The sequence below is a fragment of the Streptomyces sp. NPDC018947 genome, assembly GCF_044390505.1.
Lineage (GTDB): Bacteria > Actinomycetota > Actinomycetes > Streptomycetales > Streptomycetaceae > Streptomyces.
In genome coordinates this window covers 1-14,945 of record NZ_JBIRZD010000016.1, presented here as the reverse complement: position 1 = coordinate 14,945, position 14,945 = coordinate 1, and the positions used below count along the sequence as shown (strand labels likewise).

At 73.2% G+C, this 14,945-nt stretch carries 16 protein-coding genes; 7 read left to right on the top strand and 9 right to left on the bottom strand.

The annotated features are described in order from the left end of the window. Nucleotides 1-91: 91 nt before the first annotated feature. The 7 genes from ACH499_RS27125 to ACH499_RS27095 form a co-directional block, all read right to left on the bottom strand. Nucleotides 92-1,072: a hypothetical protein gene (locus ACH499_RS27125; RefSeq protein WP_356201828.1), complete on the bottom strand. Its 981-nt coding sequence runs from the start codon at nucleotides 1,070-1,072 to the stop codon at nucleotides 92-94. A gap of 114 nt (nucleotides 1,073-1,186) precedes the next feature. Next, on the bottom strand, nucleotides 1,187-2,398 hold the full coding sequence (locus tag ACH499_RS27120) for an HD-GYP domain-containing protein (RefSeq protein ID WP_399019148.1): 1,212 nt from the start codon (nucleotides 2,396-2,398) through the stop codon (nucleotides 1,187-1,189). A 157-nt stretch (nucleotides 2,399-2,555) separates the two neighbouring features. Next, nucleotides 2,556-3,881: an HD-GYP domain-containing protein gene (locus tag ACH499_RS27115; RefSeq protein ID WP_399019146.1), complete on the bottom strand. Its 1,326-nt coding sequence runs from the start codon at nucleotides 3,879-3,881 to the stop codon at nucleotides 2,556-2,558. Between the two features lie 120 nt (nucleotides 3,882-4,001). Next, a complete protein-coding gene (gene rsrA / locus ACH499_RS27110) occupies nucleotides 4,002-4,313 on the bottom strand; it encodes a mycothiol system anti-sigma-R factor (RefSeq protein WP_356201831.1) in 312 nt (103 codons plus the stop codon). Continuing rightward, nucleotides 4,310-4,993 (bottom strand): RNA polymerase sigma factor SigR, encoded by a 684-nt coding sequence (gene sigR, locus ACH499_RS27105; RefSeq protein ID WP_003973756.1) that lies wholly within the window; start codon nucleotides 4,991-4,993, stop codon nucleotides 4,310-4,312. Before sigR ends, rsrA begins: the two co-directional genes overlap by 4 nt. A 310-nt stretch (nucleotides 4,994-5,303) precedes the next feature. Then, on the bottom strand, nucleotides 5,304-5,933 hold the full coding sequence (locus ACH499_RS27100) for an alpha/beta family hydrolase (RefSeq protein WP_399018955.1): 630 nt from the start codon (nucleotides 5,931-5,933) through the stop codon (nucleotides 5,304-5,306). Nucleotide 5,934: 1 nt separating this feature from the next. Continuing rightward, on the bottom strand, nucleotides 5,935-6,750 hold the full coding sequence (locus tag ACH499_RS27095) for an SOS response-associated peptidase (RefSeq protein ID WP_356201835.1): 816 nt from the start codon (nucleotides 6,748-6,750) through the stop codon (nucleotides 5,935-5,937). A 102-nt stretch (nucleotides 6,751-6,852) separates the two neighbouring features. On the opposite strand from ACH499_RS27095, the gene ACH499_RS27090 reads away from it, so the two are divergent. The 4 genes from ACH499_RS27090 (at nucleotide 6,853) to ACH499_RS27075 (ending at nucleotide 10,436) form a co-directional block, all read left to right on the top strand. Then, nucleotides 6,853-7,575: a M50 family metallopeptidase gene (locus tag ACH499_RS27090; RefSeq protein WP_399018953.1), complete on the top strand. Its 723-nt coding sequence runs from the start codon at nucleotides 6,853-6,855 to the stop codon at nucleotides 7,573-7,575. Nucleotides 7,576-7,649: 74 nt separating this feature from the next. Beyond that, complete coding sequence (gene aroA, locus ACH499_RS27085; RefSeq protein WP_356201839.1) at nucleotides 7,650-8,966, top strand: 3-phosphoshikimate 1-carboxyvinyltransferase; 1,317 nt, start codon at nucleotides 7,650-7,652, stop codon at nucleotides 8,964-8,966. 12 nt (nucleotides 8,967-8,978) lie between these two features. Beyond that, nucleotides 8,979-9,992 carry a ribosome small subunit-dependent GTPase A gene (gene rsgA / locus ACH499_RS27080; RefSeq protein WP_399018950.1) on the top strand — a complete coding sequence of 338 codons (1,014 nt, stop codon included), beginning with the start codon at nucleotides 8,979-8,981 and terminating at the stop codon, nucleotides 9,990-9,992. Between the two features lie 120 nt (nucleotides 9,993-10,112). Further along, entirely contained in the window at nucleotides 10,113-10,436 is a 324-nt protein-coding gene (locus tag ACH499_RS27075; protein ID WP_030400671.1) for a multidrug efflux SMR transporter, read from the top strand. A 12-nt stretch (nucleotides 10,437-10,448) separates the two neighbouring features. Here the strand turns inward: ACH499_RS27075 and ACH499_RS27070 are convergent, their stop codons facing one another. Next, nucleotides 10,449-11,057: a TetR/AcrR family transcriptional regulator gene (locus tag ACH499_RS27070; protein ID WP_399018948.1), complete on the bottom strand. Its 609-nt coding sequence runs from the start codon at nucleotides 11,055-11,057 to the stop codon at nucleotides 10,449-10,451. A gap of 262 nt (nucleotides 11,058-11,319) precedes the next feature. Between ACH499_RS27070 and hisN the strand changes: the two genes are divergently transcribed. Together hisN and ACH499_RS27060 are read left to right on the top strand one after the other, a co-directional pair. Beyond that, nucleotides 11,320-12,120 (top strand): histidinol-phosphatase, encoded by an 801-nt coding sequence (gene hisN / locus ACH499_RS27065; protein ID WP_356201845.1) that lies wholly within the window; start codon nucleotides 11,320-11,322, stop codon nucleotides 12,118-12,120. 143 nt (nucleotides 12,121-12,263) lie between these two features. Then, nucleotides 12,264-12,668 carry a CBS domain-containing protein gene (locus ACH499_RS27060; RefSeq protein WP_356201858.1) on the top strand — a complete coding sequence of 135 codons (405 nt, stop codon included), beginning with the start codon at nucleotides 12,264-12,266 and terminating at the stop codon, nucleotides 12,666-12,668. A gap of 120 nt (nucleotides 12,669-12,788) precedes the next feature. Here the strand turns inward: ACH499_RS27060 and ACH499_RS27055 are convergent, their stop codons facing one another. Continuing rightward, nucleotides 12,789-14,240: a catalase gene (locus ACH499_RS27055; protein ID WP_392829700.1), complete on the bottom strand. Its 1,452-nt coding sequence runs from the start codon at nucleotides 14,238-14,240 to the stop codon at nucleotides 12,789-12,791. Between the two features lie 143 nt (nucleotides 14,241-14,383). On the opposite strand from ACH499_RS27055, the gene ACH499_RS27050 reads away from it, so the two are divergent. Then, nucleotides 14,384-14,800: a Fur family transcriptional regulator gene (locus tag ACH499_RS27050; protein WP_356201849.1), complete on the top strand. Its 417-nt coding sequence runs from the start codon at nucleotides 14,384-14,386 to the stop codon at nucleotides 14,798-14,800. Nucleotides 14,801-14,945 lie beyond the last annotated feature (145 nt).

The following is a 14,945-nucleotide window of genomic DNA, read 5'->3' as shown; positions in this document are numbered from 1 at the left end:
AACCCGGGTTGATGCCTGATACAGGGTACGGGGAACGCGTCCCGGAGGGGGCGCGGGGAACCGGGCGAGCAGCCGGGACGGGAGGGGGGCCTCAGCACACCTCTTCGAGATCCCGCCAGTCACGGGAATCGGGACTGTCCGCGACCCACCCGTCCAGCAGCCCCCGGACCAGAGAGGCCGGCGCTGCCACGCCGCACTCCCGCTCCGGCACCCACAACTGCCCGTCCGTCCGGTGCCCCAGCGGACCGGGGTGGCCGGGCTCGCTGTGGTCGTGCGGATCCAGGTGCTCCCCGTCACCCTCGTCCGACGGCATCCGCGACTCGGAACACATCCGGCACAGCAACCGCACCGACGACGACCAGTCCTCCGCGGCGAACCCCGCGTCCGCGGCGAGCTGTTCCAGGGCGTCCCGGTCGGCCTCGGTGGCGGCCTCCAGGAGGACCACCCAGGTGGGCACGGGCGACGGCGCCCACAGCTCGATCTCGTCGAAGACGGGGTAGGCGTGCCCGGCGGCCGTGGTGCGCTCCCCGTGGGGGACGCCGTCGTGCAGCACGACCTCGCCCCAGCGGCGCCCGGAGGACGGCAGCGGGATGGACAGCACCTCGATGCGCGCGGGGTCCAGCCGCCGTCCCCACACCACCTCGGCCTCGCCCTCCGGGGAGAGCCGCACGGCCGCGCTGCCCAGGTCCATGCCGAGGGGTTCACCGGCGTCGGTGGCGTCGCCGGGCGTCTTCAGCCCGTAGGCCTGCCATGCGCGCCGGGCCAGCGGCCAGTCCTGGAGGGCGGTCGCGGCGATGCCGACGTTCCACCAGTCCGGCGCGCCGCTGTCCCGGTCGAGCAGCGCGACGGCCCTGAGTCCCGCCGCCCTCGCCTGCTCCCAGTCGTGCCGGAACTTGTGCAGCAGGGCGAGGTTGAACCACGACTCCGACAGCCACGGCTCCAGGTCGGCGGCCCGCGTCAGCAGCGCCCCCGCGTCCTCGTAGCGACCGTCGCCGATCAGCGTGAACGCACGGTCGGTGGCCTGCCGCCAGGAGGCGGAGGGCCGGTGCCGTCCCTTGCCGAAGATCCTCACGATTCCCGCCTGCCAGTTCCGTTCAGTGGGCTGGCTGTGCCTTTCCGCGCCCCCGGACACCCTCTCCTGCGCATCAAACCACGTACGGCCTGGAGGGCGCTCATTACCCATGGGTTACCCAGCCGCGGGCGAGGTAAGGCTGCCTCGGGACAGCACCCGGGCCAGCGCTTCCACCACTTCCGGAGCGTAGTCGCCCGCGGTGGCCAGGCGCAGCTCCTCCAGCGCGGACAGGTCACCGCCCGGCCCCGCGTCCCGCGCCCTCTCCTCGTAGGCGTTGACGGCGCGCACGATCCGGGCGGCGACCGGCTGCTCCGCGCAGGGGTCGGCCTGCCGCTCCACCACCACGGCGACGGCCGCGTCGACGCCGGTCTGGCGTACGACGGCCCCGCCGAGCAGCGCGATGCGCCGTTGCTCGGCCGCGGGCAGGCCGGCGGTGGCTCCGCCGGGGACCGGGTCGACGAGGCTGAGCTGTCCGATGTCGTGCATGAGGGCCGCGTACTCCAGCACGGTCAGTTCGGGCCCGGACAGCCCGAGGTCCCGTCCGACGGCCGCGCTCAGCTCGGCGACGCGGCGGGCGTGCCCGGCCGGGGTGTACCCGGCGATCTCGGTGGCGCGGGCGAGGGAGGCGATGGTCTGCCGGTAGGTGGCGCGGACGGCGGCGTACCGCCGGAAGGAGAGCTGGGCGAGCAGCAGCGGCACGCAGAAGACGGGCAGCGCCCACAGCCCCGCGACGGCCACGGCGAGCGCCATCACCGCCCCCGTCGCGCAGACCGCGGAGGTGATGCCGACCACGCCCCGCAGTTGCTCGCGCAGCAGCGGGCCGAAGGGCCACCCGGTGCGCGCGTGCGCGGGTGCCGCGGCGAGCACGGCGTCGCACAGCGCGGTCAGGGCGAGCAGTCCGATCAGCAGCAGCGCGTGGGCGGAGCCGCCCCAGTCGCGGAAGGTGCCCTGGGCGGCCGGCGGCCGGAAGCACACGGCGGCGAAGGCGACGGTGAGCAGGCGCCGCGCCAGATGGTCGAGGACGGGTCCGTTCCCGCGTGCGACGTGCGGCACGCTGCCGAGCAGGGAGGCCGCGAGCACGACGGCGACGGTCTGGGCGACGCCGTGCTGCGTGGGCCGCCCGGCGACGTCCCCGAGCAGCGCGTACGCCAGTGCCCCGGCGGTGGCGAGCGGCGCGCCCTCTCGGCCCTCCCCCTCGGCGCGGCGCGTCAGTTCGCCGAGCGCGACGAGGCATCCGAAGGCGGCGGCGACGGGGCGTTCCACGAGCCCCGACCACAGCACGGAGGCGAGGCACCCGAGCGCGAGGAGGCCGGCGGCGGCGTGCATCAGCGGGAGCACCGGGGGCGTCCGCGGGGCCGTCCGGGCCCGCCGCCACCGGAGCCGGTGCGCACGGGACGGGGCGCCCGCCGCCCCGGGCGAGGTCACGGCGCGGCCCTTCCGGCGGCCGGGGGCGACGCGGCCGCCGCCCCGGCTCCGCGCCGCCTCACGGAGCACCCTTCACGGCACCGTCGCGCGCGGCATCGCCCCCGCCGGCGGCCGGGCGGGGCGGGCCGGCGGGGGTGCCGTCGGCGGTCACGACGGGGTGCCAGCCGTGGCGGGCGACGGCCCGCACCAGCGCCCCGACCATCCGCGGGTCGAACTGGGCCCCCGCGCAGCGCCGGAGTTCCTCGACGGCCGCCGAGACCGGCCGTGCCCTGCTGTAGGAACGGGTGGACGTCATGGCGTCGAAGGCGTCGGCGACGGCGACCACCCGCGCCGACTCGGGGATCTGGGCGCCCGCCAGCCCGTAGGGGTAGCCGCTGCCGTCCAGGCGTTCGTGGTGGTGCAGTACCGCGGCCCGGGCCTCGCCGAGGAAGCGGATGCCGCGCACCATCTCGTGCCCGTACTCGGGGTGCAGCTCGATCACGCGCCGCTCCTCGGGCGTCAGCGGCCCGTCCTTGCGCAGCAGCCGCGTCGGCACCCCGAGCTTGCCCACGTCGTGCAGGATCCCGGCGAAGCGGAGCGTCTCGACGCGTTCGTCGTCCAGACCCAGTTCGCGGGCGATCATCATCGAGGCCCGGCCGACGCGTTCGCTGTGCCCGCGCGTGTAGCCGTCCTTGATGTCGACGGCCTGCACGAGGGCCCGGATGGTCGCCTGGTGGGCCGCCCTCTCCCGGTGGTACTGGGCGAACGCCCACGAGGCCACGCCCATCGGCAGCAGCACGAGCAGCGCGGCGACGGGACCGTACGGGCTGAGCCACAGGACCGCCATCATCAGCCCGGCGAGTCCGTGCACGGCGACGGGGGCGAGCGAACGCCAGAACAGCCCCCGCCAGGCCCGCCGCGCCGGCACCCGGTCGGCCAGCGCCAGGATGCCGCCGTCCAGCACGGTCAGCACCGCGCAGAAGGCCAGCACCGCGGCGCCGGCGGGCAGGAGCACGTAGGGGAAGTCGGGCGCCGCGACCGCGTCCCGGCCGCCCAGCGTCCAGTGCACCTGGGCCGCGGCCCAGGCGGCGAGCGTGAGCTGCGCGGCCCGCCAGGCACGCCGCAGGGCGGCCGGCCGCTGCTCCACCGGGGACAGCAGCGCCCCCGGCAGCGCCACGAACGCGGCGGCCGGGGGCGGCAGCAGGAACACTCCGGCGAGCAGCACCGGATAGCAGGTGCCGACGAACCGGGACCGGGCGACCCGCTCGCATCCCGCGTACAGCACGGCGAGCGGGAACACGAGCCGCCAGGGCGTGTCCGGGCCCGGCAGCGGGCTCAGGCACAGCAGGGCGGCGAGGACGGCACCGGCGACGTACACGCGCGCCCGAGCCGGTACCGCGTCCATGATCGCCTCCCCCGGGGCCATGCCTGTCAGGCTCCGGAGAGCCTAGGACCGCGGCAGGGGGACGGCGGGCGGTTCACCCGCGGATTAGCACGGACGAGTGACGCCTCGCGTGCGACGGGCTCAGGACTCCTGCGGAGTCGGCGGCGCGGCCGTCACGTCGTGCTCGGGCACCGACTGGCCCGAGCGGATCAGGTCGATCCGGCCCATGACCTTGGCGCGCAGGTCACCCGGCACGTCGTCGTGTCCGCAGCACCGCTTGACCAGCTTCTTCACGGCCTGCTCCAGCCCGTACTTCTCCAGGCAGGGCGAGCACTCCTCGAAGTGGTGCTCGAACTTCACGCAGTCCGAGTCCGGCATCTCCCGGTCGAGGAACTCGTAGAGATGATCGAGGATTTCGCTGCATTCCGTCTCGTGCGGCTCTCCGCAGCTCATGACCCCGAGCCTTTCGCTTCGTTCGACTCTCCGGCGCCGGCCGGGACCAGACCACGGTCGCGGGCGTAGTCCTCCAGCATGCCGCGGAGCTGCCGGCGGCCCCGGTGCAGCCGGGACATCACCGTTCCGATGGGTGTCCCCATGATGTCCGCGATCTCCTTGTAGGCAAAGCCCTCGACATCGGCGAGGTACACGGCGATGCGGAACTCCTCGGGGATCGCCTGGAGCGCCTGCTTCACGTCCGAGTCGGGCAGGTGGTCGAGCGCCTGCGACTCGGCGGAGCGCAGACCCGTCGACATGTGCGACTCGGCACGGGCGAGCTGCCAGTCCTCGATCTCCTCGGCCGCGCTGCGCTGGGGTTCGCGCTGCTTCTTGCGGTACGAGTTGATGAAGGTGTTCGTGAGGATGCGGTAGAGCCACGCCTTGAGGTTGGTGCCCTCACGGAACTGGTGGAAGGACGCGTACGCCTTGGCGTAGGTCTCCTGCACCAGGTCCTCGGCGTCGGCCGGGTTGCGGGTCATGCGCAGCGCGGCCGAGTACATCTGGTCGAGGAACTCGAGCGCGTCCCGCTCGAAGCGCGCACTGCGCTCCGCGGTCGACTCCGCGCCCGTGCCCCGGCCCTCGGGCTGCTCCGCCTGGCCGTGTTCGGTCCCTGCGTCGGTCCCAGTGACCGGACCCACCTCCTCCAGTGACGTCGCGGAGCCGAGACCGGCCCCACTCGAATCGGAGGATAGACGACGATCCGGTCCGCCCGCCGCCCGAATAGGGGCGGTCTTCGCCGCGTGCAGCACCGTCCAGTCCAGGTCGGCACGGCTGCGACGCGAATCCGACTCTGCCGGGCGCAGCCCGTCCACGGCGTGGAGGGGGGAGACGGGTGGGCAGAAGGTCGAACCCATGCGGCGGACTTCCTCTCCTACGGCGTCGGTGCTGAATGGCTCAGCAACGTATGTCCCCCACAACAGCGGTGGTGCGCCGGTCATTCCCGGGGTGTCAGACGAGTGAGCCGGCCCACTGCGCGACGCCGTCGGTGATCAGTTCCAGGGCCCGTTCCTGGGTGATGTCCGCCCGCTTGGGCACGGCGAACCCGTGATCGCCGTACGGCACTTCGATCAGGTCGTAGGTCCCTTCGGGGAACTCCTCGGGCTTCCCGAACGGGTCGTTGCCGCCCTGGACGACGAGGGTGCGCACCCCCGCGCCGAGCAGCTCCGCGGCGCGGGACTTCTCGGGCCTGCCCGGCGGGTGCAGCGGGAAGCTCAGGGCGAGGACGGCGTGGGCGCCCAGTTCGGAGGCGGTCCGGCAGGCGACGCGGGCGCCGGCGCTGCGGCCGCCGGCGACCACGGGCAGGCCGGGTTCGGCGAGGGCGGGCCACAGGCCGCGCCAGCCGCTGTCCAGGGTCTTCGGGGCGGGCGCCAGCTTCTTGCCGGCGACCCGCCAGGGCTGCTCGACGAGGGCCACGCTCACGCCGTGCCCGGGCAGCACTGCCGCCAGCGCCCGCAGGTCGCGCGCCTCGATGCCGCCGCCCGCGCCGTGGCTCACGGCGAGGACGAGACGGGGCTCGGTGGCCGGGTGCCAGGTGATGCGGGCGGTGCCGGCGTCCGTGTCGATGGTCTGGGTCGTCACGTCAGAAGAGTGTGCCCTCTTCCGGTGCCTCCAGCTCCTTGAGCAGCTCGGGCCCGTTGTTGCGGACGTTGCTGACGGCGGTGGAGACGGGGAACGCGCGCATCAGCCCGGCGGGCGGCGGCGCCAGCAGGCCGGCCAGGTCGGCGGGGTCGGTGCGCGCCGGGTCGAGCCAGGCGTCCCAGCGGTCCGGCGTCAGCATCAGCGGCATGCGCGGGTGGATGTCGGCGAGCGCCCGCGGGCCGTCGGCCGGGGCGACGGCGAGGGGGGCGGTCTCCGCCTCGGTCGTGATCACCGAGCACGTCACCCACCAGGCCCGGGGATGGTCGTCCGGCAGTGTCCGGTCCCGCCAGAACTCGTACAGCCCGGCCATGGCGAACACCGACCCGTCCGCCGGGGTCACGAAGTACGGCTGCTTGCGCGGCCGCTTCTTGCGCCCCTCGACCTCCAGGTCGCGCTCCTGCTTGCCGGTGACCCACTCGTAGTAGCCGTCGGCGGGCAGGATGCAGCGGCGGGCGGCGAAGGCGCGGCGGAAGGACGGCTTCTCGTGGACGGTCTCCGCGCGGGCGTTGATCATCCGGGCGCCGCCCTCGGGCGTCCTGGCCCAGGAGGGGACGAGTCCCCACTTCAGTGTGCGCAGCTGGCGAACCGGCCTCGGATCCCCGGCGTCCTTCAGAGGGCGGTCCAGGACGGCGTAGACCTCTTTGGTCGGCGCCACGTTGTAGTCGGGCTCCAGGGTCTCCTCGGGTTCCCACTTCTCGATCTCGAAGACTCCCGCGAGATCCTCGGGCCGTCGACTCGACGCATACCGTCCGCACATACGTGCCACACTGCCAGGCCCACCCGTCTCCCGACCACCACTCCCCACCGAGGCGCTGCGCGCCACACCCCCGCTCGCCCGTACGAGGAGCCCTCACCGACCATGGATCACCTCGCATCGGCCTCGCTCGCCTCCCTGTGGGACGAGGTCTCCGGCACCCAGCCCGATCCCGAGCTGTGGGTGGTGGTCGCCACCCTGGCCGCGGCGCTCGCCGTCGTCGTGCCGCGCCCGCTGTGGCGGACGGCACGCAACGCGATCACCATCGCGCACGAGGGCGGGCACGGGCTCGTGGCGCTGCTCACGGGGCGCACGCTGACCGGGATCACACTCCACTCGGACACCAGCGGACTGACCGTGAGCCGGGGCAAGCCGCACGGGCTCGGCATGATCCTCACCGCGGTGGCCGGCTACACCGCCCCCTCGCTGCTGGGCCTGGGCGGGGCCGCGCTGCTGGCCTCGGGGCGGATCACGCTGCTGCTGTGGGTGGCGACCGCCCTGCTGGTCGCCCTGCTGGTGATGATCCGCAACGCGTACGGGGTGCTGACGGTCGTGCTGACCGGCGGGACGTTCCTGCTGGTGTCCTGGCTGGCCGGCCCGCAGGTGCAGGCCGCGTTCGCGTACGCGGCGGTGTGGTTCCTGCTGCTGGGCGGGGTGCGTCCGCCGTTCGAGCTTCAGGCCAAGCGGGCGCGCGGCGGGGCGGGGGACTCGGACGCGGACCAGCTCGCCCGGCTCTCCCACGCGCCGGCGGGGGTGTGGTTCCTCCTGTTCCACGCGGTGTCGCTGTGCTCGCTGATCGGCGGAGGCCGCTGGCTGCTGGAGCCGTGAGCGGCGGGGGCCGGTCGGACGACGCCGCCCTCGATCAAGATTCCCGGCCGGTCCCAGCCATTAAAGTGGGGCCCATGACCGTGAATCCCGCGCACACCGCCCTCTGGCCCGCCCCGCACGCGAGCGCAGCCGTCGACGCGACCGTCCACGTGCCGGGGTCGAAGTCGGTCACCAACCGCGCCCTGGTGCTGGCCGCCCTCGCCTCCGAGCCCGGCTGGCTGCGCCGCCCGCTGCGCTCCCGCGACACCCTGCTGATGGCCGGGGCGCTGCGGGCGATGGGCGTCGAGATCGAGGAGGGCGTCGGCCCCGACGGCACCGGCGAGTTCTGGCGGGTCATCCCGGCCGGGCTGCGCGGCCCCGCCACGGTCGACGTCGGCAACGCCGGCACGGTCATGCGCTTCCTGCCCCCGGTCGCCACGCTGGCCGACGGTCCCGTCCGCTTCGACGGCGACCCGCGTTCGTACGAGCGCCCGCTGCACGGCGTGATCGACGCGCTGCGCGCCCTCGGTGCCCGGGTGGACGACGACGGGCGCGGCGCGCTGCCGATGACCGTGCACGGCGGCGGTGCCCTGGAGGGCGGCCCGGTCGAGATCGACGCGTCCTCGTCCTCGCAGTTCGTCAGCGCCCTGCTGCTGTCCGGCCCGCGCTTCAACCAGGGCGTCGAGGTCCGCCACACCGGCTCCGCGCTGCCGTCCATGCCGCACATCCGGATGACCGTCGACATGCTGCGCTCGGTCGGCGCCCAGGTCGACACCCCGGAGTCCGGCGGCGAGCCGAACGTGTGGCGGGTCAAGCCGGGCGCGCTGCTCGGCCGCGACCTCACGATCGAGCCCGACCTGTCCAACGCCCAGCCGTTCCTCGCCGCGGCCCTGGTGACCGGCGGCAGGGTCGTGATCCCGGACTGGCCGGCCCGCACCACCCAGCCCGGCGACCGGCTGCGCGAGATCTTCACCGAGATGGGCGGTTCCTGCGAACTGACCGACTACGGTCTGGTGTTCACCGGATCGGGTGCCGTGCACGGCATCGACGTGGACCTCGGCGAGGTCGGCGAGCTGACCCCGGGCATCGCGGCCGTCGCGGCCCTCGCGGACTCCCCCTCCACCCTGCGCGGGGTGGCGCACCTGCGCCTGCACGAGACGGACCGCCTGGCCGCGCTCACCAAGGAGATCAACGGACTCGGCGGTGACGTCACCGAGACCGCCGACGGGCTGCACATCCGCCCGCGCGGCCTGCACGGCGGGGTCTTCCACACCTACGAGGACCACCGCATGGCCACCGCCGGAGCGATCATCGGCCTGGCGGTCGAGGGCGTGGAGATCGAGAACGTGGCGACCACCGCCAAGACCCTGCCCGACTTCCCCGAGCTGTGGGCCGGGATGCTCGGGGCGTAGGGACCGATCGCCATGCGCCGCTACGGCAAGCACACCGACGAGGACGACATCCGCTCGCGCCCCAACCGCAAGGGCAACCGGCCGCGCACCCACATCCGGCCCAAGCACGAGGACGCCGCCGAGGGCCTGGTCCTCACCGTGGACCGGGGGCGGCTGACCTGTCTCGTCGACGACCGGCCCGTGGTGGCGATGAAGGCGCGGGAACTGGGCCGCAAGGCGGCGGTCGTCGGCGACCGGGTGGCGCTGGTCGGTGATCTGTCCGGCAAGAAGGACACGCTCGCGCGGATCGTCCGCATCGAGGAGCGCACCTCGGTCCTGCGGCGCACGGCCGACGACGACGATCCCTACGAGCGCGTGGTCGTCGCCAACGCCGACCAGCTCGCCATCGTCACCGCCCTCGCCGACCCCGAGCCGCGTCCGCGCCTCATCGACCGCTGCCTGGTCGCGGCCTTCGACGGCGGCCTCACCCCGCTGCTGGTGATGACCAAGTCGGACCTCGCCCCGCCCGACGAACTGCTCGGCCTGTACGGCGCCCTGGACATCCCCTACGTCGTCACCAGCCGTGAGGAGCTGGAGAACGGCGACGCCGCCGACCGTGTGCGCGAGCATCTGGACGGCAAGGTCACCGCGTTCGTCGGCCACTCGGGCGTCGGCAAGACGACCCTGGTCAACGCGCTGGTGCCGGAGGACCGCCGGCGTACGACGGGTCATGTCAACGCGGTGACGGGGCGCGGCCGGCACACGACGACCTCCGCCCTCGCCCTGCCGCTGTCCTCGGACGCGGGCGGCTGGGTCGTCGACACCCCGGGCGTGCGGTCGTTCGGGCTCGCCCACATCGACCCGTCCCGTGTGATCCACGCCTTCCCCGACCTGGAGCCGGGCACCGCGGGCTGCCCCCGCGCGTGCAGCCACGACGAGCCGGACTGCGCGCTGGACGCGTATGTCGCCGAGGGCCACGCCGACCCGGCCCGGCTGTACTCGCTGCGCCGGCTGCTGTCCACGCGGGAGCGGAAGGAAGGCGACTGACCTCCGCGTTGTTTGCCCTGGCTCGGGATCGGTAAGTGCATAATCGCACCAAGCCGGATCCAGGCCTGCGCGAAGCCGAACGACGAAGCGGTCACGGCAGTGACCACGGGAGGACGACACATGGCGTGGCTGCTGGTCATAGTGGCCGGGGTGCTCGAGACCGGCTTCGCCGTGTGTCTGAAGCTCTCGCACGGGTTCACCCGGCTGTGGCCCACGATCGCGTTCTGCGCCTTCGCGCTCGGGAGTTTCGGCCTGCTGACGATGTCGCTGAAGAAGCTCGACGTCGGCCCGGCGTATGCCGTGTGGACCGGCATCGGTGCGGCGGGCACGGCCATCTACGGCATGGTCTTCCTCGGCGACCTGGTCTCCACGCTGAAGATCGTCTCGATCAGCCTGGTCATCATCGGTGTGATCGGGCTGCAGTTGTCGGGCTCCGCGCACTGACGCCCCCGGCCGCTACGGCGCCAACTGCCCTGGCAGGGCGGTGCGGACGAGTTCCGAGACGCCGGGTCCGCCGGGCGGTGCGGTGACGCAGGACAGGGCGAGGCGGACGGCGAGTTCGCAGGTGCGGGCGAGTTCGGCGGCCTTCGGGCGGGGCGTCCCGGGTCCGGCCAGCGCGGCGACGGCGCGGTCGCGGACGAGGTCGACCAGGTCGCCGGGCGAGGGCAGCGGACTTTCGGCCCGCCGCTGGGCCGGCGCCGCGCAGGAGGACGGTACGGGTCCCGGCGCGGGCGCGGGCAGCCAGGTCCCCCAGCATCCGGTGAGCAGGGCCCGGACCAGCGCGTTGTCCACGGCGGCGGACGTCGTCCACTCGGCCGTCGCGGTGAGCCTCTCACGGGGGTCGCCGGGGGCGGAGAGCGCGCGGTCCACGCCGGCGAGATAGCCGTCGGCCTCCCTGCGCACGAGCGCCCGGCCGAGGCCGTCCTTGCTGCCGAACTCGTTGTAGAGCGTCTGCCGGGACACCCCGGCGGCCGCCGCCACGTCCACCATCCGCACGGCGGACCACGGCCGGCGCGACAGTGCCGTGCCGGCGGCATCGAGCAGGGACTCCCGCGCTGAGGGCACCGGCGCCTCCCCTGGACCGAAGCGACCCGTCGCCCAGATTTGACGGGTTTGCGGACCTTGTCAAGAGCCCTGACGGCCCCCGGCCGGCGGGCCGTGGCCACGGGCACCCGGTCAGGGCCGAGCCGGACGACCCGGCCCGCCGCACCTTCCCGACACGCCCGCCGCCGCCGTCCCTCATCACCGCGATCACCCCCGCTCGGGCGCCCTCTCCCCGCCGAACCCCTGTTGGCCCCGCCCCGCCCCCGGCAGATACCGTGGCCGCATGCCCGACTACCTCGACGACCTCCGCCTCGCCCACGTCCTCGCGGACGCCGCCGACGCCGCGACGATGGACCGCTTCAAGGCGCTCGACCTGAAGGTCGAGACCAAGCCGGACATGACCCCGGTCAGCGAAGCGGACAAGGCCGCCGAGGAACTCATCCGCGGCCACCTCTCCCGCGCCCGTCCCCGCGACGCCGTCCTCGGCGAGGAGTACGGCGTGGAGGGCACCGGCCCCCGCCGCTGGGTCGTCGACCCGATCGACGGCACCAAGAACTACGTGCGCGGCGTTCCCGTCTGGGCCACCCTCATCTCCCTGATGGAAGCGGGCGAAGGGGGCTACCACCCCGTCGTCGGCCTGGTCTCCGCCCCCGCCCTCGGCCGCCGCTGGTGGGCCGCCAAGGACCACGGCGCCTTCACCGGCCGCAGCCTGACCTCGGCCTCCCGGCTCCAGGTCTCCAAGGTCTCGTCGCTCTCCGACGCCTCCTTCGCGTACTCCTCGCTCAGCGGCTGGGAGGAGCAGGGCCGGCTCGACGGCTTCCTGGACTTGACGCGCGAGGTGTGGCGCACGCGCGCCTACGGCGACTTCTGGCCGTACATGATGGTCGCCGAGGGCTCGGTCGACATCTGCGCCGAACCCGAGCTCTCCCTCTGGGACATGGCCGCGAACGCGATCATCGTCACGGAGGCCGGGGGCACGTTCACGGGCCTCGACGGACGTCCCGGCCCGCACAGCGGCAACGCCGCCGCGTCCAACGGCCTGCTCCACGACGAACTGCTCGGACACCTGAACCAGCGCTACTGAGCCCGCCCCCGCGCACGCCGACTGCCCCTCCGCGCCCCCTTGTTGACCCGGGCTTTACCTGCCACCCTGAGGATTTCCCCCACTTGTGAACATGTGAATCCATGAACGAACTCATGGATCACCGGCAGGAGGTGGCTCCACCCATGCTCGTCCGCGAAGCCATGAGCACGGTCGTCCTCACCATCGGCCCCGCCCACACCCTGCGCCAGGCCGCCGCGCTGATGTCCGCCCGCCGCGTCGGAGCGGCCGTCGTGCACGACCCCGACGCCGGCGGCATCGGCATCCTCACCGAACGCGACATCCTCAACTCCCTCGGCCTGGGCCAGGACCCGGACGCCGAGCGCGCCCACGCCCACACCACCACCGACGTCGTGTTCGCCGCGCCGTCCTGGAGGCTGGAGGAGGCGGCCGGGGCGATGGCGCACGGCGGTTTCCGCCACCTCATCGTCCTCGACCGCCAGGAGCCGGTCGGCATCGTCTCGGTCCGCGACATCATCCGCTGCTGGGCCCCGGCCCGGCAGCACCCGGCTCCGGTGGTGCCCGCCTGATCCCGGTGCCGCGGGACGCGTACGCCGGGACTCCGCGCGCCGCCCGGCATGACGAACGGGCCGGACCCCCGTCCCCGGGGATCCGGCCCGCCGCTACGACAAGCGGTCCAGTGCTGGACGTCAGCCGCGCAGGGCCTGGACCGCGGCCTCCAGCCGCTTGCCGAAGTCACCGTCGGCCTGACGGAAGTTGTTGATCGCGCGCTCGATGATGTCCTCGCGCGAGACCTGCGAGATGCCGCCGGCCAGGTTGTTGATCAGGCGCTCCTTCTCGTCCTCCGACATCAGGCGGTACAGGTTGCCCGCCTGGACGAAGTCGTTGTCCTCGGCGTGCGAGGGAGCCGCCGTCTCGCCGGTGGCGCCGGTGACCGCGATCGGCTGCCACAGCGCGCGGTCCGTCTGGAACGGGCCGCCGAAGCTGTTCGGCTCGTAGTTCTTCGCGCCCTTGTGGCGGCCGTCGTACAGGTAGCCGTCACGGGAGTGGGTGCGCGCCTCGGTGGCGTGCGGGCGGTTCACCGGCAGGTGGTCGGCGTTGATGCCGACGCGGTAGCGGTGGGCGTCGCCGTAGGCGAAGAGGCGGCCCTGGAGCATCTTGTCCGGGGACGGGCCGATGCCGGGCACGAAGTGCGCCGGGGAGAAGATCGACTGCTCGACCTCGGCGAAGATGTTCTCCGGGTTGCGGTTCAGCTCCAGCTTGCCGAACTCGATGACCGGGTAGTCCGCGTGCGGCCAGACCTTGGTCAGGTCGAACGGGTTGAAGCGGTAGTTCGCCGCCTCGGCCACCGGCATGATCTGCACGCCGACGGTCCAGGACGGGAAGTCGCCGCGCTCGATGGCCTCGCGCAGGTCACGCTGGTGGGAGTCGGGGTCCTTGCCCGCGAGGACCTCGGCCTCCTCGGCGGTCAGGTTCTTGATGCCCTGGTCCGTCTTGAAGTGGTACTTCACCCAGAAGGCCTCGCCGGCCTCGTTGTTCCACTGGAAGGTGTGCGAGCCGAAGCCGTCCATGTGGCGGTACGAGGCGGGGATGCCGCGGTCGCCGTGCAGCCAGGTCACCTGGTGGGTCGACTCGGGCGACAGACTCCAGAAGTCCCAGACGTTGTCCGCCTCCTGCGAACCCGTGTAAGGGTCGCGCTTCTGGGTGTGGATGAAGTCGGGGAACTTGATGGCGTCCTTGATGAAGAACACCGGGGTGTTGTTGCCGACGAGGTCGTAGTTGCCCTCTTCGGTGTAGAACTTCAGCGCGAAACCACGCGGGTCACGGACGGCGTCCGCCGCGCCCAGGTTGCCGGCCACGGTCGAGAAGCGGAGGAAGACCTCCGTCTGCTTGCCGACCTCGGAGAGGAACTTGGCGCGGGTGTACTTGGTGACATCGGCGGTGACCGTGAAGGTGCCGTAGGCGCCGGCGCCGCGGGCGTGCACGACACGCTCCGGGATGCGCTCACGGTTGAAGTGGGCCAGCTTCTCCAGGAGGAGCTGGTCCTGCACGAGCACCGGGCCGCCGAGGCCCGCGGTCTCGCTGTTCTGGTTGTCGGCTACCGGAGCACCGGCTTCCGTAGTAAGCGGTCCCTGAGTCACGTAGGCCTCCTGCGCCAATCCTGCAAAACCTGTCCCTTGGCTAATGCCGGTCCCGATCCTACAATGGACAATGTCTAAGTCAAGTAAAGCTCCAAAGTCACACCCGTTCGGGACCTGGTCCCCTTGCTGTTAGGCTGGTCTGTATGAGTGACCTTCTGGAACGGCTGCGTGGACGCGGATGGCGCATGACCGCGCAGCGACGCGTCGTGGCCGAGGTCCTCGACGGCGAACACGTCCATCTGACCGCCGACGAGGTGCACGCCAGGGCCGTCACGAGGCTCCCGGAGATCTCCCGGGCGACCGTCTACAACACCCTGGGCGAGCTGGTCTCGCTCGGTGAGGTGCTGGAGGTCGCCACGGACAAGCGCGCCAAGCGGTACGACCCGAACGCGCACCGGCCCCACCACCACCTGGTCTGCGCCCAGTGCGGCGCGATCCGCGACGTCCACCCGACGGGCAACCCGTTGGCCGACCTCCCCGACTCGGAGCGCTTCGGCTTCACCGTCTCGGACGTGGAGGTGACGTACCGCGGTACGTGCCCGAACTGCGCGTCCGCGTAAGTCCGCCCGTGGGCCCCCCCAGCCCCCCCCCCCCGCGTGGCGGGGGGGGGGGGGGGGGGGGGGGGGGCGCGCCCCGGCCCACCCCCCCGGGGGGCGGGACCGGGGCGGATTCCGGCCCCCGGCCGCGGTAGGGGGGGGCGGGAAT